The following is an 18,449-nucleotide window of genomic DNA, read 5'->3' as shown; positions in this document are numbered from 1 at the left end:
TTGCCCAGACTCACTTCTACTTGTAAATGAGCGGGTAGTTTCCCGGATTGGATAGACTTTCCAGTTCGAGATCCACGTCGAGCTGCGGCCAGCGCAGATAGGATTTCCGCACCAACCTCACATTCTGAATTTCCTTGACACGAGCATCCCGAAACCAGGGGAATTGATCGTAATCAAGAAAGTACTCTCGTCCCATTACAAAGAGCCAAATACCCCAGCGCGTGATATTCTCCACGCTTACGCTAGGGGACTTGGAAGTGCGTTTTCCATTTCTCAAGGAGGGCATTTTTGTTCAACTCAACAATCCGCTGAATCTTTCTCAATTCCACCGGTTTCATCTTCTTGTTCAAGGCAAGGGAGACGGCTGGTTCCAACCAAAACTTGGCCTCTCCTGATCCCGACTCCACATGAACGTGCGGGCGTCGCTCCTCGCGAGAGAAGAAATAGAAGCGATACGGTCCATCGCGGAGTACCGTTGGGCTCATGCTCTCCTTGAGTCTAGTCGATTCGCCCGCCCTAAATCAAAGATTTCCCACTCATTTCAATGGGTTGTTCGATCGCCCCCATCGTTATCAGCGTCGGGGCAATATCCGCCAGGCGGCCGCCTTCGCGGAGCTTGCGGCCTGTGAGGCTGTTGTCCACGACGATCAGGTCCACGTCGTACGTCGTGTGGGCTGTGTGCGGGCCGCCGGTCGCGGGGTCGATCATCTGCTCGCAGTTGCCGTGGTCGGCGGTCACGATGGCCGCGCCGCCCTTGGCGAGGACCGCATCGACCACGCGGCCGACGCATTCGTCGACGACCTCCACCGCCTTGATCGCCGCCTGCAGGTTGCCCGTATGACCGACCATGTCGCCGTTGGCGTAATTCAAAATGTACAAGTCATGCTGGTCCGCCGCGATTCGGCGGAGCATCTCCTCGGTCACACCGTACGCGGACATCTCCGGCTTCTGATCGTAGGTGGTGACGTCGCGCGGGCTGGGGACGATCTGGCGATCCTCGCCCGGAAACGGCTCGTCGCGGTAATCGTTGAAAAAGAAGGTGACGTGCGGGTACTTTTCCGTCTCCGCGCAGCGAAATTGGCGTAGTCCCAGCTCGGCGGCGTATGCCCCGAGGATATTCTTCATCTTCTCCGGCCGGTCGAACGCCAGCTTCACCGGCAGGCCCGTCTCGTATTCGCACATCGTGCAATAGTAGAGATTTTCGATCTTCGGCCCGCGATCGAAGCCGTGTAAGTATGGATTGAGCGCCGGTGGACCTTTGAATTCAGTTGAATGGGCGGAAGCATCGCTCGCGTTTTTGAGAGCAAATGGAAACTCGTCGTATACAAAAGCCTTCGTCAGTTCGCGGGGCCGATCACCTCGAAAATTGAAGAAGATTACCGCATCTCCCGACTTGATTCGGCTTCTCGAGAACTCTTCACCCGGTCCGGTGGTAATCGATGGCGTAATGAACTCATCACCCTGCATGGAATCGGAGCTTGGCTTTTCGTAGTAGCTGGCGATGGCGCAGTCGGCGTTGTTAAACGTCGGGTACTCGCAACAGGTCGATCGACCTTGAACCAGCATGTCGTAGGCACTCTGCACACGGTCCCACCGATTATCGCGGTCCATTGCATAAAAGCGCCCGACCACGCTGGCAACCGGGTTGATGCCAAAACGCTTGCACTGCTCTTCAATCTGTTCGAGGTAATCAACCCCCTTGTTCGGCGGCGTATCGCGGCCGTCGGTGATGGCGTGAATCCAGACACGGTCGCCCTCGAAGCGCAGCTTCACACTCAATTCCATCAATGCGTACAAGTGATCGAGAGAGCTATGCACCCGTCCGTCGCTGCACAGGCCGATGAGATGGACACATCCCCCCGTCGAACGGGCATGGGCAAACGCGCCCCGGAGGGCGGGGATATCGAAGAATGTCTTATCGCGGATCGACCGCGTGATCCGCATCTGTTCCTGGTCGACGACTCGACCGGCCCCGATGTTCTGGTGGCCGACTTCGCTGTTGCCCATGACGCCGTCGGGCAGACCGACATCCTCTCCGCTGGTGTGGATTTGCACCCAGGGATATGTCGCGCAGAGCCGGTCATTGACCGGCGTTCGGGCGAGGTGCACGGCGTTGGCGTGGTTCCATTCGGGGTAGGGATTGTGCCCCCATCCGTCGCGGACGATGAGCAGAAGCGGGCGCTTGGCGAGTTGCGGCAAGGGGCGATGTCCTTTCAAGCGAGATTCTAGCCGGACCGCGATCGAGATGGAACTCGCGTCGGGAATTGACGTTATAGACCGCAGCGCGCACCAAAGACAGACAACCGCCGGAGTGATATGCTCTGGGGAGCTGGAGAGCGGAGCCCTGTGTCGGATATCTCACCTGACGGAAATTTTTTACAGCGTCTTAAGACGCTTCTGATCGGCGGGGCGCGGAGCCCCCAGGACCGCGAGGTCTTTCACAAGCTCACGCTGGCGGCTTTCTTCGCGTGGGTCGGGCTCGGCTCCGACGGCATGTCGTCGTCTTGCTACGGCCCGGAAGAAGCGTTCCTCGCCCTCGGCGAACACAAGTTCCTGGCTATTTTCGTCGCCCTGGCATCGGCCATCACGATCTTCGTCATCAGTGCCAGCTACTCGCAGATCATCGAACTCTTCCCGTCCGGCGGCGGCGGATATGTCGTGGCCAGCAAGCTCGTCTCGCCGACCGTGGGCATGGTGGCGGGCTGCGCGCTGCTCATCGATTACGTCCTGACCATCTCGATCTCCATCGCCGCCGGGTCCGACGCACTTTTTTCGTTCCTGCCCATGGAGTGGAGCGGCTACAAGCTCGGGTTCATCGTCGCCAGCCTGGTGGCCATGATTCTCCTGAATCTCCGCGGCGTGAAGGAGTCCGTCGCTCCGCTCGTCCCCATCTTCCTCGCCTTCCTGCTCACCCACGCCATCGCGATCCTCTATGGGATCTTGACCCACTTGCTGGATTTTCCGGTGTTGGCCAACAAGACCGTCAAGGACCTGAGCAGTACCCACGCGGAACTGGGTCTTTGGGGAATGCTGGTATTGATGTTGCGCGCCTACAGCATGGGCGCCGGCACGTTCACCGGCATTGAGGCGGTGAGCAACGGACTCACGATTCTGCGCGAGCCGCGCGTCCAAACAGCCAAGAAGACCATGCGGTACATGGCGATCTCCTTGGCCCTGACGGCGACCGGGCTCATGCTCGGATATCTCCTGTATGAGCTGGAGTCGGAGCCGGGAAAAACGCTCAACGCCGTACTGATGGAGAAGATCACCAGGACGTGGAACCCGAGCGTGGCGTGGGTTTTCGTCTTTGTGACGCTTCTCTCCGAGGCGACGCTCCTGGTCATTGCCGCCCAGACCGGCTTTCTGGACGGTCCGCGGGTCCTGGCCAACATGGCCGTCGATCGCTGGTTTCCCACGAAGTTCGCGACGCTCAGCGACCGCCTGGTCACTCAGAACGGCATCATGCTCATGGGCGGGGCGGCTCTGGTGACCATCTGGTTCTCCGGTGGCTCGGTCCGACTGCTGGTGGTGCTTTATAGCATCAATGTGTTCATCACGTTCGTCCTGTCGCAGCTCGGTATGGTTCGGCACTGGCTACAGGTACGCAAAACGGAGCCCAACTGGATTCCCAAGCTGTTAATCAACGGCAGTTCGTTCCTCCTGACCGCGCTCATCCTCGTCGCCGTCGTGGTGCTCAAGTTTCATGAAGGCGGCTGGGTGACCATCCTAATCACGGCGACGCTGATCGTCGTCGCCCTGCTGATCCACCGCCACTACCGGCAGACCCTGCGGCTGCTGGGCCGCCTGGACGACCTGATGGCAACGGCCGTGGCCAAGGCCGACGAGGCCCCCGTCTCGATTCCCCCGTTTAATCCGGACGGTAAGACGGCGGTGATCCTGGTGAACGGGTTCAACGGTCTGGGACTCCACACGCTGCTCAACGTCGTCCGGCTGTTTGGGAAGCACTTCCAGAACTTCGTGTTCGTTCAGGTTGGCGTGGTGGACGCCGGCAATTTCAAGGGCGCCGCGGAGATCGAACACCTTCAGCGCAAACTCGAGTCGGATCTCGAACGCTATGTGCGCTTCGTCGGCAAGCAGGGATATTTTGGCAAGGGCATCTGCTCGATCGGCACGGAGGTGATTGACGAAATCAGCGCCCTGGCCCCGAAGATCGTCGCGGAATTTCCCGGAGCGGTCTTCTTCGCCGGGCAACTCGTCTTCGCCCGCGAGTCGTTCGTCACCCGCTGGCTGCACAACTACGTCGTCTTCGCGATTCAACGGCAGCTCTACCCGCAGGGGATTCCGTTCGTGATTTTGCCGATTCGCGTGTAGTAGTCCGTCGGTCACGGATTCCAGGGCACATCGGCGACGCCCACGAAGTGGTTCGCCATCCGCGCCCAGGCGAAAAAGAGGTCGCTGAGGCGGTTGAGGTAAATGATGATTTCCGGGTTGATGGGGGTTTGACCGGCGAGCGTGACAACGCGGCGCTCCGCGCGGCGGCTGACGGTGCGGCAGAGGTGCAGGTGGGCGGCGAGGGGCGAGCCACCGGGCAGGACGAAGGTCTTCAGGGGCGAGGCGGCGGCCGCGGCTTCGTCGATCCATTGCTCCAATCGATGCGATTGCTCCGGTGCGACGTGCGGGATCTTTTTCGCCTGCGCGGCGGCGGCCGGCGTGGCCAGCTCGGCGCCCAGGGTGAACAGCTCGGCCTGAACCTGCGTCAGGCGCATGTGCAAGTCGTCGAATTTTTCGCGCTCGGCCGCCTGACCGATGGCGCAGATTGTCAGGCCGATCCAGGCGTTGAGTTCGTCGATGGTGCCGTAGGCCTCGACGCGAAGATCATCCTTGCGGACGCGCGAACCGTCGAAAAGCCCTGTCCCGCCGTCATCGCCGGTCTTAGTGTAGAGTTTCACGGAAAGGCCACCTTGAAGTCCGCCCGGCCGAACGTTCCGATCATGGTCAATCATGGCACAAGAAAAAGGGCCGCGCGTCAATCTGACGGCGGCCCTTTTCGGGTCAGTTTAGGAAAAGCAAGCCGGGGCACAGGCCTCCGGTGCTTATTCTTCGTCGCCTTCCGGCTCGGCGGCGGGCTTTTCTTCGCCGCCCTCTTCCTCGCCGGCCGCGGCGTCATCGCCCTCTTCATCGAAGTCCTCGTCCTTCGCCGAGGCTGAGTATTTCTCCATCGCCTCCTTGGCGGCCACGACCAGCTTCATCGGCACGACGAAATCGAAGCGGGTGACGCTCTTGTCCTGTACGGAGGTGGCCATCGCGACGGGGGCGTTGAGGGTCGGGGCATCGATGGGAAACTCCTCCTCCTCGCCGACCAGCTTCGCGCCGGCCTTAAACGTCTGGAGGATGCTATCGACGGCGATAAAGCACTCGCCGCTTCGCGGTGATGGGAGCTGGCCGGACAGATCGACGATGCCCTTGTCGCCCGCGAGAGAATCGCCCTCGGACTTCACGGCACCGCAGACCGTCCCGTAGCGTTTCTCGCCGCCGCCATAGACGATCGCGATGTGCTTGTCGTCGACTGCCCCGAAGCGCACGACGCACTCCTTCCCAATGATTTTCTGGGCCTTGTCCACGTCGTCCTTGCTGGCCTCGCCGCGCTCGGCCAGTTCGGCGACATTGATGGTGATCGTGTCGACCTTCTTGCCGTCGATCGTTTCGCCGTCGGCCGCGTGGACGATGCTCTTCTTCAGGGCGACGAAGTCCTCATCCTCCGAGGCCTTCCAGACTTTCGTGTACAACCCGCGAACGCCCTCGACAAAGGCCTTCGAGTCCCCGACTTCCGCGACGATTGCGGCGCCGAAGAGGCCGTCCGAGCCCTCAGGCAGGGCGGAGATACTGAGGGCGTATTGGCGAATGGACTTCTGGAGTTCGATCAGGTCCTTTTCAATGCTCTCGATCGCGGCCACATCGATGCCGGGGGGGCTCATCATCTTGATCGCGTTCGAGATGCCTTTGGGATCGGAGAATTTGTCCTTGTGTTCGCTCTGGGTCGCCAGACCCCCAAAGGAAAAGAGGAACTTCTCTTTGGGTAACATCGCCAACAGCGCGTCCGTCGTGTTTTTCTCGTCGGCCGCCAGTTTCTGCAGGTCGCTGTCCTTCACCGGGCAGACCAGCATTCTGAGGGAAAAGCCTTTGGGGTCGACGCCGATGGAGATATCAAACGCGGCGATCTCGCTGAAGAGTTTGACGAGCTGCTTGACCGTCTTCCCCTCGGGATCCTGTGCGGCCATCATCATCTGGGCCATGGGCATGAACATGTCCTTGTAGGCGTTCACGACCAATTGCACGGAGATGCTGAGATAGATGTCGCTGTCGTCGATGACCGCGGCGCGGGCCTTGGCAAAGTCGTCGCCGAGGGTCTTCTTGGTCTTGGCCAGGTGCGTGACGCTGTCCTTGCCGGGGCCGAGGATGACGATCTTGTTGCGCACGGCGGCGTAAGCGGGTTCGCCCTTGACGGTGCACTTGGAGACTCCGTCCAATGCTTCTTCCGCTTTCAGCTTTTCGAGTAGGGCCTTGGGCTCGCGCGCCGGCACCAGAAGCACCGCGGCATTCTGAGGACTGGAGGGTTCGCCGCCGAATTTCTGGGCGTCCAGCATGACCGCGCAGATCGGGCTGGAGGTATCGACCGCATCGCCCAGCTCAAACATCGCCAGGGCCATCGGCGAAACCTTGTCAGGAATCATAGGAAGCGTCAGTGCTTCCTTGAGCAGCTTGGCCTTCGCATCGACCGTGTCGAGCGAGCGGGCCATGGCGAAGCCCCAGGCGTCCTGCGGGATGATCTCGAGAATGTCCTTCGGCCCCCCGGCGCGGGCGGATGCCAGGGGCGCCGCGGCGACGGTCATGGCCGCAAGCAGGCTGTACACAGCGAATTTCCGGAAAAACATAGGTCGGCTCCTTATTGGCTCAAAAACGGTGTTCAATGAAAAACACGATAACGGCTGGAGACGGGAGATCATCCATTAACGGACGATTTTGGTCAAGTCGCCACGGACGACTAGGGATCAGTATGGATGATGGTCTTTTCTTTGATCTTGGTCCCCGACATCTTGGTCAATGCCTGGGGCATTTCCCGGGCCAGCTTGAAGGTCTTGACGGCGTCCTGTGCGTCCATGGCCAGTTGACCGCAGATTGAGGATGGCCGGACGATGGCGGCCCAGCCGATCAAGCCCTGCGAAGGAGCGATGGATGCAGCGGCCGGAGTCGGCGTCTCGCCACTCTTCGCTTCGCAATGCTCTGATGCCAGATAGGGCACGGCAGCCAGTGTATTTTCGAGATCAAAGACGATAGCGAGATGCGGTTTGGCTGGAAGTCGGCTGAGGATGCGCTGGACTGCGGGATCCTTGTCCACTCGATCTTCGGCCAGGTTCTTGACGCGATCGATGACGTTGGTCGGCGGTTCGGCGAAGGTGTAGAGGACTCGATGGGGACCGGCCGCGGCCTGCTGATAGCGCACCTTCGGGCCGTACACCTTGCACAATTCCACCCTTATTTCCCTGGGGGTCTGCCCGGGCTCGAAGTTGAGTTCCATGAGGTCAACGCCGCGATCGTGTCGCGGCTTGAACTTTCCGGAGCAATGAGCGCCGGGCAGGATTGCGGACATCGCCTCGTTGGAATTCTCGTGCAGGAAGCAAAGCTGCTTCAGCGCCGAGGCGGAGTCCTCCACGGCGTATCCACCCATCAGCTCCAACGGCAGCGGGCGGCCCGGCTGTGCGGCGACCATGAAGGCGGAGCCGCGGACCTGGCCATAGCACTCGTCCATCTGCGTGATCAGCCGCCGGCGCGTCTCTGCCGGAATTTTTTTGGCGACGGATTCCATTTCCAGAATGCGCTTGCTCAGCGATGCCGTCAGACACCGGCCCTTGGCACTGCGCCAGTTGGAGGCGGCGAACATCAGGAACGGACGATTGGGAATCATGGCCAAAACGTCGTCCTCGCCGCGCTGCACCTGGGAAAGGTACTGCGCGACCGAGCGGCCGGGCGCGAATTGATGATGATGGTCGAGGCGAATCGTCTCGCGATCAAAGGAAAACGAGAAGCTCGCGGATTCCATCTGATCGATGAACGATCGGGCGCCGCCGGCCAGCCACTCTACCACGGCGGCCGCGTCCTGGCCGTCCTGCGTCTGGGCCGCGACGCTGAGCTTCATCAACCCCAGACCGAGCACCACGAACGGAGTGAGCTTGTCCCGCCAGCGATTCAGGTCCACGCGAACGAAGGCGTCGCTTCGCGCCAGCATGGCCTTCTCGTCGTCGGTCAGGACGCTGAGAATGGATTTTTCCTGCGGGCCCTGCGGGATCATACGGACGCATTTGAGCGATCGGCCCACGAAGGCCGTGCCGCCGCGGAGGGCCATGAACGTTTCACCCTCCGGCCCTTCGCATTTGCGAACGCGCTTGGAGCCGGGCCGGACGGGTTCGAGAAGCGTCGAGCCCTTGGCGGGTCGAAACGCGACGATCATCGACTCACGGCTGAACTCCGGTCGCGCGAAGACCACGACGACCGGCGCCGACGTATCCCATTGGCCGCAGGGCAGATTCAGCCCCAGGCCGACTTCAGGGACATCGAGACCGGCATGGTCCGGGTTGATCTGCTTGAGGAAGGGATTGATCTTGCGGGCGGCCGCATCGAGGTCGCGGAAGACGATCACGCCGGCGACATCGGCCGGGACGTAGAGCAGGGGATCAGCCGCCCGGAGATTGCCGCCGAGGCCGGCGCCGGCGAGTGCGGCAAGCGTTCGTAGGGCGGGAGAGAAGTTCCATCTTTTGCGCCGAGAGCAGTTCGTCATCGTATCGTGCGCCATCCCATTGCGAGGCCAAGTTTTCGGTCGAGTCAGGGCCGAAATTGGCCGTGAATCTAGGGGCCCGGGGGCCGATAGGCAACGGCCATGCCGATGCGAGGGGAGCAGCCCACGGTAGGAAAACGAGGGGACGGGGGAATCCTCACGGCCTTGCAAAGGGGACGACTCCCGATAACCCGTAGTTTAGGACAGGTTCCAGGGGTCTTTTTGGAGGATGGCCATCAGGGCCTTGAGGTCGGCCTGTACCTCGGAACGCGCCTTGTTTCGATCGGAGATGCGGCCCTTTAGTCGGGCGGCTACCCGCTGGGTCGGAGGGGGGACTTTGGAGGCCTTCATTAGCTCATAGATAACCTTCTCAATCTGGTCCGCGGCGGCCGCCAGGGCTGGATAGGCCTCTTCGCCGGTATCGGGGTCAAAAAACCGATCGACGATCGTTTGCAGGAATCCGGCCATGTTGCGCATGAGCAGGGCCTTTTGGTCGACTCCCGCGCCGCCGTAGCAGTCGGTTGCGGCGGCCCAGCCCAGAACATCGCGTCTTTCGTCGCGGCTCCCGCCGGCCAGTTGCTGAAGCCGGCTGGCAAAAATCGTATTCAGCGCGGCCGCCGCGGCGTCGGCGTATTTGAACTTGGGAACCGCGGCGGGGAAGTTCACGGCTTGATAGATGACGCGGAGGACGTGTTCGTTTCGCTCGGCGGCGCCGGCCCGCCCCAACGCTGCGAGGACATCCTCGCACGCCGACTGACGATCGGCGAGTTTTTTATGAAGCGATTGAATGCCGCGCGCGGCGATGAGGCGGATGGCGGCGTTCGACGACTCGAGCGCGGCCGCGTAGGCGGGCGCGGTATTGGCATTGTCCAGGGCGGAGAGGATGTGCAATGCGTCCTGGGCCAGGTCGAACAACGGATTGGTGACGACCGGCCGAAGTTCGTCGGCGCAGATCTCGGCATACGCATCGAGCCCCGCCTTCGAAGCACCCTTGGCCTGTGCGGGTCGGATAAGGCGATCGCGGGCTTCGACGCGGCGCGACTCGTTGGCCCCGGCCTCCGCGAACCGCTTGATGCGCTGCGAAAGTTCCGCCTCCATCGTCGCCCGTTGACGGCCGGAAATCGTCCCGCTCTTCAAGATGGGCTCGAGCACGTCCTGTGCGAACACCGGCGCGCCGGCCAGGACCGGAGCGAGCGCAAAGAACCAAGGGAGCGATCGTCGGCGACTCATCGCGGCAATGACCTGTGGCCCCCACTCGTAAACGCTTTGGCTCGACATCCTCAGGCGAGCGTGGCGGGCTCAACCGGCGCCCAGACCGGCCATGGATCGGCAAGGCGCCGACCCCTTACCCGCCACTCAACCGTATCCGCAGGCAGCCAAGAGTGTCAAGAGGCGATGGAGTGAAAAACGTTGATTTATCGAGTGTTGCGCGCCCCCCGGCGGGCTGCGCGGCTTGAGACGGCGAGGGGGTCCAGATATTATCACCCTATCGGTCGCCATCCTCCGCGGCCGGTCCAGTCGGGAATCGTAATGAAGCCCCACAGCATTCCAGCGCCTGCCGTCCGCCGGCTGAGTCTTTATCTTCGCGAACTCGACAAGCTGAAGAACGCCGGACACGAGCGCGTCTCGTCCAAACAACTCGGCGAGGCGCTGCGTTTCACCGCGACCCAGATCCGCAAGGATCTCGCGTACTTCGGCCAGTTCGGACGGCCGGGCATCGGCTATGACGTGGGGGAGCTGGGCGACTCCATTCGGAAGATTCTCGGGACCGATCGTTTGTGGAACGTACTCCTGGTCGGGGCGGGCAATCTCGGCATGGCCCTGTCGGCGTACCGGGGTTTCTCCAAAAAAGGCTTCAAACTGGTGGCGGTGTTTGATTCGGATGTGGGAAAGGTGGGCCGCCCCGTACCGTCGATGCCGGAGTTGGTCGTGCAATCGGTCGACGACATCGCGGCTGCGGTTCGTGAGAAGGAAATTCGCCTGGCCATCGTGGCCGTCCCCGCGGAATCGGCGCAAAGGGTCGCGGACATCCTGGTGGCGGCGGGAATCCGCGGGTTGCTCAATTTCGCGCCGGTCAGTCTGGATATCGATGCGAATGTGGCCGTGTGCGCCGTGGACCTGGCGGTGCAGCTCGAACAACTCTCGTTTCTCGTTGGCGCGGGCGGGGAATAGCTGGCAAGCGGCGTCGGCGCTGGTCTGCGCGGTCGGTGGGGACTGTAACGAATATGACGGCGGGTTATGGGGTCGCCCCACCGTCGCCATCGTCGGTCGTCCATGTACTTGGCGGAGATTTCGCGTCAAGGCCTTGATTGTTCGGATCGTTTTCCGCTACTATGGGTCTGAGTAGTAAGGAGGAGCGGGCCATTGGGGGGTTCGCCCAGTCTCTTTTAGGGAAGTTGCTCCCGCACGGTTGCTTCGCATACGCCTTCGTGATGAAGGGAGAGTGTGCTTGAGGCGACAAAGGGAAAGGATTGTGAAAATGGGTCCAGTCAAACGCGGGCTCTTGTGCATGCTGGGTCTGGCAACGGCCGTCGTTGCCGCGCCCGCTCAGGCCACTGTGATTCACACGTGGTCGGGGTTGTCGTCCGCGGGTGTGCCGGTTGCCTTTGAGTCCCATCTGACCATCAGCGGCAACACCCTGACCATCAACCTGATCAACGATTCGCCGGTCCACAGCCAGAACCCGAACGATTTACTTTCCAGTTATTACTTTGACGTCGTTTGCAACAACGTGCGCCCCGCGTTGACCTATGTCAGCGCCACCGGGGATGTCTGGTTGACCGACCAGGATGCTCCGGATTCGCTGGTAACGGCGAATGCCAACCTCAAGGCCGTTGTCGCCGGGGATGACACCTGGCAATTCCGGAACATGAATGCGGCATTGTCACCTTTCCTTGGGTTCGGCGTGGGGACCGTCGGCAACAACGGCCTGACGCCCAACAACTTCATGGGCAATATTGTGGATGGTCTGGACTACTCCCTCTACAAAGCGGACGCTTCCACCGCCAATCTTGACAATGATCTCCTTGTGTTGGAAGCGGCGACGTTTGTCTTCAGTGGCGTCTCCGGCTGTGTCGAAACGGATATTATCTCGCCCTCCGCCTTTGGTCTGGGCACCGCCCCCGATAGCCTTCAATACTCCCCGGAACCGGCCACGCTCGCCCTGCTCGCCTTCGGCGGACTGGCCCTGGTGCGGCGGCGACGGTAAGTCCCGCTTTACAAATTGCGTACACAACCGAGCCCCTTGCCTCGCGGTGGGGGGCTTTTTTGTTTGACGCAGTATTAACGAGCTCCCAGCAACCAAAACCGCCATTGCTCCGCCAGAAGCGCTTTGTCGAAGACAAATCCGCAATCGGGGCACGAACCGTGTTTTGGCAAGTCCGTCAGTAGATGGCCGCAGAGGATACATTTTTCGTAATTGAGGCCCTTGAGACTTCGATCAAGGCGGGCGCAGGAGATGAAATAGACGACCATGACGGCGATGATGAGCAACGGACCGAAGCCCATCACAGAACTCTGAAAGGCACGGGGGGTATTGGGTGACGCGACGAGGCCGGCCAGAAATCCAAGCGCCATGATGACCGCCCAGGCGCCGTGTTTCCAAATCTGCCGGGGAACCCCCAGGACGGTCGGGAAAAGATGCCGGGATCGGAAGGACTTGCCCTGAAGATGTTCGGGAGGGGCGATCGATGCAGGGCCCAGCAGAGCGGTCTTCCAAAGTCGCGCCAGTTGCTCTTTATTGTACTCGTAGCCGCATTCCGGGCAGACCGATGCGGTCGGCAGTCCGCGCAGCGAATAACCGCAAACGATGCAGATTTCGTATTTTTCCGCGCTCAGCTGTCGATCCAATCGGCGGGCGGCGCGATAGCGCTCGTAGAGCAGAATTGGTACCGTGAGATTGAGGGTAATAACAAGGGGCCATCGCCAGGGATCGGGCAGGAACAGCGCGAGTAGCCCCACCGACACGAACGCAGGGACAATGACGACATACCGTTTGTGAAAACGGTCCCAGACATGACGGGGGAAGCCGAATACCGTTCGTGAAATTCGCTCGGCCATTATTTTTTCTTACGCGCCCGCAGCTCGAAAGGCTCGCGGCCGAATGATATTGCATAATTCCACCGCCGCTCCAATTGGTCCTTGTCGAAGGCGAGTCCACACTCCGGGCAATGATGTATTCTCGGAAGCCCTTTCAAGGAATAACCTCATACGATGCAGACTTCGTAGTTTGCATCACGCAGTTTCCGGATCAGCCGCCTTCCATTCACCCATCGCAATAAGACGAGGCTGTTGAGAACCAGAGCAGCAATGCCTCCCCACGGCCGGACGGAGGGCAGGTAATACATCAACAGGCACCAAAAAAAGGCAATCACGATAGCGCCAGCGTAGAACCAACGATGGTGCCGTTCCCAGATTTGTCTGGGCATGCCAAAGACCGTTTGTGAGATTCGATCCGACAAGAAGGCCCTCCTTGTCAGAGGATTGTATTTCAAAGCCTGGATTTGTTCACTGTGTCCGGCCGGTAGATCCCATTCGCCCGACGCATGTGGCGCCGCTCGGCGTCGTATCGGCAGCGTCATGAATCGTTCGCCTTTTCAGGCACAGGCCAATGGCGTGTAGGTGTGGAGGTGGAGGGGAGGGGTGGATCGGCGTCAGGCCACTTCGTCCACTTCCGGTGTCGCGGGGGCGAACTTCGCGTCGTATTCCGCCAGGAATTTGTTGTACGCTTTTCCGTTGCCCTTGGCCGGTTCGACGGCGGGAAGCGACTCATGCGACAGTTCGTCGAAATGATTGAGCCGCAGTCGCAGGTCGGCCACGCCCTTGAAGTGGCCACTCTGTAGGAGCCGCACGACGCCTCGCGCTTCCTCTTCGTCTGAATCGGGCGCCGGGGACGGCGGCAATACATCGTCCGTCGTCGTGGGCTCGTCCGTGTCCGTGGCCGGCACGTCGGTCGACACATCGGGATCGACGGGTTCAGCGATGATGTCGCCGACCGTCTCGGGCGTCTCGATTGCCGCGGTCTCATCGGTCGTCGTCTCGTCGGCAAGGAGTTGAAGGAGCGAGTCGGCCAAGATGATCGGCTCGCCCTGCGACGGGGCGGTAAGTCGAGAAAGGCTCGTATTCACAGTAGATGGTTGAAGACGCGACAGAATATCGAAGAGACTCGAGCCGATTTGCATGACCGATCCTCGCCGTTGGAAAACGGAAATCGCCGCCGGGCATTCCTTGCCAGGGATATCGGCCGAATCATGGCATTGATTTTGTTGCTGAGTTTCACGCCGGACGACATCTTTCGGTCCCATAAAGGCTCTGTCGTGCGTGCGGATGTGGATGGCCAAGACGATACTTGTCTCGATCCGGCCGGAGTTCACATACGATGATTTGTCCCTGATACAGGATGGGATGTCCGCCTTATGGGGAGCTACTCCGGCAGGAGTCGCCGCCATCGGGCCGGTGGCGATCGGACCCGCCAGACGCCTCGCGTTCGGTGCGCGTCGGCTCGTTGTCACAGGGCGAACTTCCGCGCGGGCGGCAGGTGGAAATGGGCGCGTACTTTGGAAACTCGCCTTCACGATCCCAGAGGTAATAGACCGGCGGGTCGCCGAGGAGTTGTTGGAAGGCGCGGACGAGTTCGTCGGGTCGGCGGCCCACAGCTCGGAATTTCGAGCCGCCTTGCGTCGTTTCGACATAATCGTGAATCGTCTCCTGCACCAGTCGGCGGACTCGCGGATACCGCGCGATGCGGCTGGCGAAATCCGGGTTGAACGGATCGAGCTTGAGCTGGCGCATCCGTTCAAGCAGGGCCAGGCGACCGCGCGGAACCGGGCAGCGGCCGATCCGCGTCATGCCGGCGCGTTCGAAGACGGGGTTGACGGCCCCCATGACCGCGAGGCATTCGACGAAACGGACGCCGACTTGCGGCAGCGTTCGGCGGACGAACCAGTGGCCCAGTCCGCAGCCGCGGACGTCGGGGTGCATGACGAGGCGGCGGAGGATGCGCAGCTCGCGGTTGAGCCGGCGGATATTGCGGACGAACCGGCCGCCGGTCGCGTGGTTGCGCAGGGCCAGCTCGACGGGGGCGTGGGCGAAGACGACGATGCCGAGCGGCTCGCCGCGCGGGCGCTCGCGGAGCAGGAAGACCTTGTCCACGAAGCCGAGATTGTCGCGCTGACGATAGTGCATGCCCGAGAATAGCTGATACTCGCTGAGACGGCCGGGCTCGATCGTCGCGCGGCGGCGGAGGGAGACGGCTTGGCGGCAGTGTTCCGGACGAAGAACAGCCGAGGGCGGCTGTTCTCCATTCAGCCTGAGGATCTGATTCGGCTGCAGATCGTCGATGAGATCGCCGTGGGAGGACGCGGCGACGAGGATCAGGCGGTGGCGCGTGACAAGCTTGCGGAGGTTGTAGGCGATCGCCCGGGCGGCGCGGCGGTGGAGGGATTCGGCGAATTCGTCGCAGAGGATGATGGCGGGCGCGCGGCCCTCCGGCGAGCTGCCGAGGGTGCGGGCCAGGGCGGCGCGGAACTTCTCGCCGTCGGACAAGTCGGCAAAGCGGCGTACCCACAGTCGCGGCTCGCCCAGACCGCAGGCGGTGAGGATTTCGAGGGCCGTTGAAAGCGGGCGCTGCGGGGCGATGCCATCGACAATCGAGCGATCGGCGGGAAATCGTGCGCCGCCGACATGGACCGCGCCCGGCGACTGTTCAGCGATGGCGGCGAGAAGCGAAGTCTTCCCGCTGCCCGATGGACCGGTCAGGAATGTAATTGTGCCCGGTGCAAGATCGAGCCGCAGACCGTCGGCGATGATGCGCGGCTCGGCGCGATGAGTGATACCGAAGGTGGTGCAGATGTCGCGGACGCGCGGCGTGACGGGGACGTATCCGGGCTCACGAATGACGCGGAGCATAATCGAGCGACCGATGGCGGTGGACATGAAAGGGCCCTCCTTAACACCAAACTTTTACCTAACAAACATAGCACGAGGCGGTGGATAAATCAATATTATTCAATATTTCAATTGGTTATCGGAACTGGCTCGGCCTAAAACTCTCTGCTGACGAGAGATACGGCGATGCCCTGGATGGAAAACTCGTGTGAATTGTCAATAATCATGGGCGGGACGTTGGGGTTGTCGCCGCGGAGGATGATCAGCCGCTTGTCGCCGGTGCCCTCGACGCTGACGCGCTTAAGGGTCGGGCGACCGTCCACGAGGCAGGCACAGATCTTGCCTTGCACGAACTCGGGCTCCACGCCGGGGCGGTAGTCGACGAGGATGATGTCGCCGCGCTTGAGGGTCGGCTCCATCGAATCGAACTCGCAGCGGAGGCAGTAGCGATCGGAGTGCCACAGGTGGCGCAGCACCGGAAACATCTCGAGTTGTTCCTGCGAGCCGGAGGGCGGGCCGTTGGGGATGCTGCCGAACAGCGGTAATTCGCGGGTATCCAGGCGCTGCGGCGCGTCGTGACCCTCGCCTTCGCCGAGCAGGACGGCCTCGGGGACGCCGAGCGCGACGGCGATGGCGCGGAGCATGGTGGGCCGCGGGCGGTGATCGCCTTTTTCAATCGACGAAAGGTAACCCTGGTTGACGTTGGCCCGCGCGGCGAGTTCGGTCTGCGTCATGCCCTGCCGGCGGCGAATCTCGCGAAGGCGCAGACCGAGCGGGTCCGGTCGCGTCGATGTTCGCGGGGAGGTACGCTTGTTCGCCATGGCGCTATGATAACTATTGGGAGGCTATTGGCTACCAATAATACGCCGGCCTCGCGGTCGGGATGACGGACCCTGCAATGGGCGCGGGCCCCGAAGCGTACTACATTGATAACAGTACTTGGGAGCATTTCAGTGTCGACCCGCCGGCAACTCTTCACCGCTTTAGTGATCGGCAGTTTTTGCGCGTTGTCCAACGGTCAGGAGCTTCCGCCGCCCAGCCCGCCCGCTTCACCGCCGCCACCGGAGGCGATCGAGCGATTGATCCGTGATTTGAGCAGCCCGCGCTGGTCGGTTCGAGAGGCGGCGTGCAACGCGCTGATGGACGCGGGCACGTCGGCTTATCGCGGCCTGCGGTCGGAGTTCCGCGAGACGAAGAGCTACGAGGTTCGCAAGCGGATCCGGCAGGTCGCACGGGAGATCTACCTGGCCGAGCACCTGGGCCCGCCGAGGGCGTTTCTGGGAATTTCGCACGGCGGCGTGAATACGCCGGATTCCGGAGACCTGCGCGTACCGCCGTGGGCGTCCGGGCTGCTTCTTCGGGACGTGTTTCATGGCACCGGCGCGGATCGAGCGGGCCTGCTGCGCGGCGATTTGATCATGGCGCTGAACGGCCGAACCGGCACGAAGGACTATCCGGCGATCGAGTTTACGCAGTGGATCGCTTCGCAGCGGCCCGGGACGGTGTGCGTGTTGAACGTGATTCGCGGCGGGCAGGGGGTGCGACTGGATTCGTCGGTCATCGCGGGATTTACGCCCGCCGCCTTTCCCAAGGCGCGTGTGCGCGTAGTTCGCCACGACGATGATCCGCGCGTTCCGTACGAAGCCGCGGGGCTGCTGGTGGAGGATGACACGACGCTAGACTGGAAGCTCAAGAAGGAAGATCAGCCGCACATTGCCAAGGGGGACTTGATCCTCGCGCTCAATGACAAACCTCTTCCATTGGAAGCAACGATTGAGCATTTCGGAAAGTGGTGCCGGGGCAAGCTGCCGGAAGCGGCGCCGGATCCGGCCGCCGATCCGCGGACGAACGCCGCGCCGCCCAAGCCGGGGATGCACTTGTTGCGCGGTGGGAAGGGGTTTGACATGGATGTCACCCTCGGTCGCCGTCCCCCCCATTTGGACCAGTCGATCCGACTGCCGCGCGGGGCCGAACCGTCGGAGCGGGAACAGGCGCTGGCCTCCTTCGCCGCATGGTGGCAGGAGACGTTTGATCCGCAGGGATTGCTTGCTGACACGGCCGAGGAGGACCCGCGCTGGGACCTGGAGCCGCGCTGGGGCGGCCGGTAACACGATTGCAATTCCCGCCGCCCAAACGACATCACGGGGCGAGAGCCGTTCCTAGTGTTGATAATGGCCGCTCATCGGGTCGGCGCGGTTATTTCCCATAACTTCACGTCCGTTTTGGGAAGACCCCGCGCGGTCCCTTACCGATATGGATTACCGGTAAGTCCCCCCCGCATCGCCGTGCGGAAGGTCCGACGATGCGCAGCATTCAAAATTGTTTCTCGTGCGATTTGCCTCCAGCGGCGCCATTTCTTATGTTCAAGATGGCCGTCGCCGATGGTCCCAACGACGATCAGGCGAAGGCTCCCGCGATGTCCGTGACGGACGATCGGCGGGGACAGACCGGTGGGCTGATGGCCGTCCGGCCTGGTTGGTTGTGGGGGGTGGCGACGGGTGCGATGCATGAAGCGCCGTCGCCGCACATCACGCGCTTGGGCGCCTGTGGAGCGCCGCGACAAGCGAATCCTTCGCAATGGAATACATCGGGTCTCGATCGGTTCGGTGCGGGGTACCGCGCCGGGAAGTCCGCATCGAGATTCGAGCAGGAGTCGCGACAGAACGGACGCTGTCGGAGGTGGATCCCTCCGTGTTGGAGGGATACGAAGCAGGGGCGCGAACGCCGGCAGGATGTCGACGCTCGGCCCTCAAACCCCGGGGACATGCGTCCG

Annotated in this window: 15 protein-coding genes; 4 read left to right on the top strand and 11 right to left on the bottom strand. The window is 61.8% G+C overall.

Going from position 1 to position 18,449, the window contains the following annotated elements; all coding sequences use genetic code 11:
• Positions 1-16: 16 nt before the first annotated feature.
• Genes VJZ71_15975 through VJZ71_15965 form a run of 3 tightly spaced genes read right to left on the bottom strand, consistent with a single transcriptional unit; the run spans position 17 to position 2,217 of the window.
• On the bottom strand, positions 17-286 hold the full coding sequence (locus VJZ71_15975; GenBank protein HKQ49571.1) for a DUF2442 domain-containing protein: 270 nt from the start codon (positions 284-286) through the stop codon (positions 17-19).
• Complete coding sequence (locus tag VJZ71_15970; protein HKQ49570.1) at positions 243-485, bottom strand: DUF4160 domain-containing protein; 243 nt, start codon at positions 483-485, stop codon at positions 243-245. The genes VJZ71_15975 and VJZ71_15970 overlap by 44 nt, the downstream gene beginning before the upstream one ends.
• A 31-nt stretch (positions 486-516) precedes the next feature.
• Positions 517-2,217 (bottom strand): 2,3-bisphosphoglycerate-independent phosphoglycerate mutase, encoded by a 1,701-nt coding sequence (locus tag VJZ71_15965; GenBank protein HKQ49569.1) that lies wholly within the window; start codon positions 2,215-2,217, stop codon positions 517-519.
• Positions 2,218-2,346: 129 nt separating this feature from the next.
• On the opposite strand from VJZ71_15965, the gene VJZ71_15960 reads away from it, so the two are divergent.
• Positions 2,347-4,332, top strand: coding sequence for an APC family permease (locus tag VJZ71_15960; GenBank protein ID HKQ49568.1), 1,986 nt, complete (start codon positions 2,347-2,349; stop codon positions 4,330-4,332).
• An 11-nt stretch (positions 4,333-4,343) separates the two neighbouring features.
• On the opposite strand, the gene VJZ71_15955 is transcribed toward VJZ71_15960, so the two are convergent.
• From VJZ71_15955 to VJZ71_15940, 4 genes are all read right to left on the bottom strand, one after another.
• A complete protein-coding gene (locus VJZ71_15955; protein HKQ49567.1) occupies positions 4,344-4,910 on the bottom strand; it encodes a cob(I)yrinic acid a,c-diamide adenosyltransferase in 567 nt (188 codons plus the stop codon).
• Positions 4,911-5,054: 144 nt separating this feature from the next.
• Entirely contained in the window at positions 5,055-6,893 is a 1,839-nt protein-coding gene (locus tag VJZ71_15950) for a hypothetical protein (protein ID HKQ49566.1), read from the bottom strand.
• A 110-nt stretch (positions 6,894-7,003) separates the two neighbouring features.
• Positions 7,004-8,794 (bottom strand): hypothetical protein, encoded by a 1,791-nt coding sequence (locus tag VJZ71_15945; GenBank protein ID HKQ49565.1) that lies wholly within the window; start codon positions 8,792-8,794, stop codon positions 7,004-7,006.
• Positions 8,795-8,989: 195 nt separating this feature from the next.
• Positions 8,990-10,069 (bottom strand): hypothetical protein, encoded by a 1,080-nt coding sequence (locus VJZ71_15940; GenBank protein ID HKQ49564.1) that lies wholly within the window; start codon positions 10,067-10,069, stop codon positions 8,990-8,992.
• A 252-nt stretch (positions 10,070-10,321) separates the two neighbouring features.
• Here VJZ71_15940 and VJZ71_15935 point away from each other — a divergent pair, with 252 nt between their 5' ends.
• The gene (locus VJZ71_15935) at positions 10,322-10,963 is read left to right on the top strand and encodes a redox-sensing transcriptional repressor Rex (protein ID HKQ49563.1); all 642 of its coding nucleotides are present in this window, start codon (positions 10,322-10,324) and stop codon (positions 10,961-10,963) included.
• A 307-nt stretch (positions 10,964-11,270) separates the two neighbouring features.
• On the top strand, positions 11,271-11,999 hold the full coding sequence (locus VJZ71_15930) for a PEP-CTERM sorting domain-containing protein (GenBank protein ID HKQ49562.1): 729 nt from the start codon (positions 11,271-11,273) through the stop codon (positions 11,997-11,999).
• Positions 12,000-12,073: 74 nt separating this feature from the next.
• On the opposite strand, the gene VJZ71_15925 is transcribed toward VJZ71_15930, so the two are convergent.
• The 4 genes from VJZ71_15925 to VJZ71_15910 all read right to left on the bottom strand — a co-directional run bounded on the left by VJZ71_15925 (position 12,074) and on the right by VJZ71_15910 (position 16,497).
• Positions 12,074-12,850: a hypothetical protein gene (locus VJZ71_15925; protein HKQ49561.1), complete on the bottom strand. Its 777-nt coding sequence runs from the start codon at positions 12,848-12,850 to the stop codon at positions 12,074-12,076.
• Positions 12,851-13,443: 593 nt separating this feature from the next.
• Positions 13,444-13,971, bottom strand: a complete 528-nt coding sequence (locus VJZ71_15920; GenBank protein ID HKQ49560.1) for a hypothetical protein — start codon at positions 13,969-13,971, stop codon at positions 13,444-13,446.
• A 232-nt stretch (positions 13,972-14,203) separates the two neighbouring features.
• Positions 14,204-15,724 carry an ATP-binding cassette domain-containing protein gene (locus VJZ71_15915; GenBank protein ID HKQ49559.1) on the bottom strand — a complete coding sequence of 507 codons (1,521 nt, stop codon included), beginning with the start codon at positions 15,722-15,724 and terminating at the stop codon, positions 14,204-14,206.
• A gap of 107 nt (positions 15,725-15,831) precedes the next feature.
• Positions 15,832-16,497 carry an XRE family transcriptional regulator gene (locus tag VJZ71_15910; protein HKQ49558.1) on the bottom strand — a complete coding sequence of 222 codons (666 nt, stop codon included), beginning with the start codon at positions 16,495-16,497 and terminating at the stop codon, positions 15,832-15,834.
• Between the two features lie 132 nt (positions 16,498-16,629).
• Between VJZ71_15910 and VJZ71_15905 the strand changes: the two genes are divergently transcribed.
• Positions 16,630-17,784, top strand: coding sequence for a hypothetical protein (locus tag VJZ71_15905; GenBank protein ID HKQ49557.1), 1,155 nt, complete (start codon positions 16,630-16,632; stop codon positions 17,782-17,784).
• Positions 17,785-18,449: the final 665 nt, after the last annotated feature.

The sequence above is a fragment of the Phycisphaerae bacterium genome (assembly GCA_035275405.1).
In the GTDB taxonomy this organism is placed as follows: domain Bacteria; phylum Planctomycetota; class Phycisphaerae; order UBA1845; family UTPLA1; genus DATEMU01.
This window is presented reverse-complemented; position numbering and strand designations above follow the sequence as displayed.

What these genes read in the sequence shown, in the direction of transcription:
- VJZ71_15920 (HKQ49560.1), bottom strand. Translation starts at nt 13,971, where the DNA reads ATGCAAATCGGCTCGAGTCTCTTCGATATTCTGTCGCGTCTTCAACCA.
- VJZ71_15945 (HKQ49565.1), bottom strand. Translation starts at nt 8,794, where the DNA reads ATGACGAACTGCTCTCGGCGCAAAAGATGGAACTTCTCTCCCGCCCTA.
- VJZ71_15935 (HKQ49563.1), top strand. Translation starts at nt 10,322, where the DNA reads ATGAAGCCCCACAGCATTCCAGCGCCTGCCGTCCGCCGGCTGAGTCTT.
- VJZ71_15910 (HKQ49558.1), bottom strand. Translation starts at nt 16,497, where the DNA reads ATGGCGAACAAGCGTACCTCCCCGCGAACATCGACGCGACCGGACCCG.
- VJZ71_15975 (HKQ49571.1), bottom strand. Translation starts at nt 286, where the DNA reads ATGCCCTCCTTGAGAAATGGAAAACGCACTTCCAAGTCCCCTAGCGTA.
- VJZ71_15930 (HKQ49562.1), top strand. Translation starts at nt 11,271, where the DNA reads ATGGGTCCAGTCAAACGCGGGCTCTTGTGCATGCTGGGTCTGGCAACG.
- VJZ71_15915 (HKQ49559.1), bottom strand. Translation starts at nt 15,724, where the DNA reads ATGTCCACCGCCATCGGTCGCTCGATTATGCTCCGCGTCATTCGTGAG.
- VJZ71_15940 (HKQ49564.1), bottom strand. Translation starts at nt 10,069, where the DNA reads ATGTCGAGCCAAAGCGTTTACGAGTGGGGGCCACAGGTCATTGCCGCG.
- VJZ71_15925 (HKQ49561.1), bottom strand. Translation starts at nt 12,850, where the DNA reads ATGGCCGAGCGAATTTCACGAACGGTATTCGGCTTCCCCCGTCATGTC.
- VJZ71_15970 (HKQ49570.1), bottom strand. Translation starts at nt 485, where the DNA reads ATGAGCCCAACGGTACTCCGCGATGGACCGTATCGCTTCTATTTCTTC.
- VJZ71_15950 (HKQ49566.1), bottom strand. Translation starts at nt 6,893, where the DNA reads ATGTTTTTCCGGAAATTCGCTGTGTACAGCCTGCTTGCGGCCATGACC.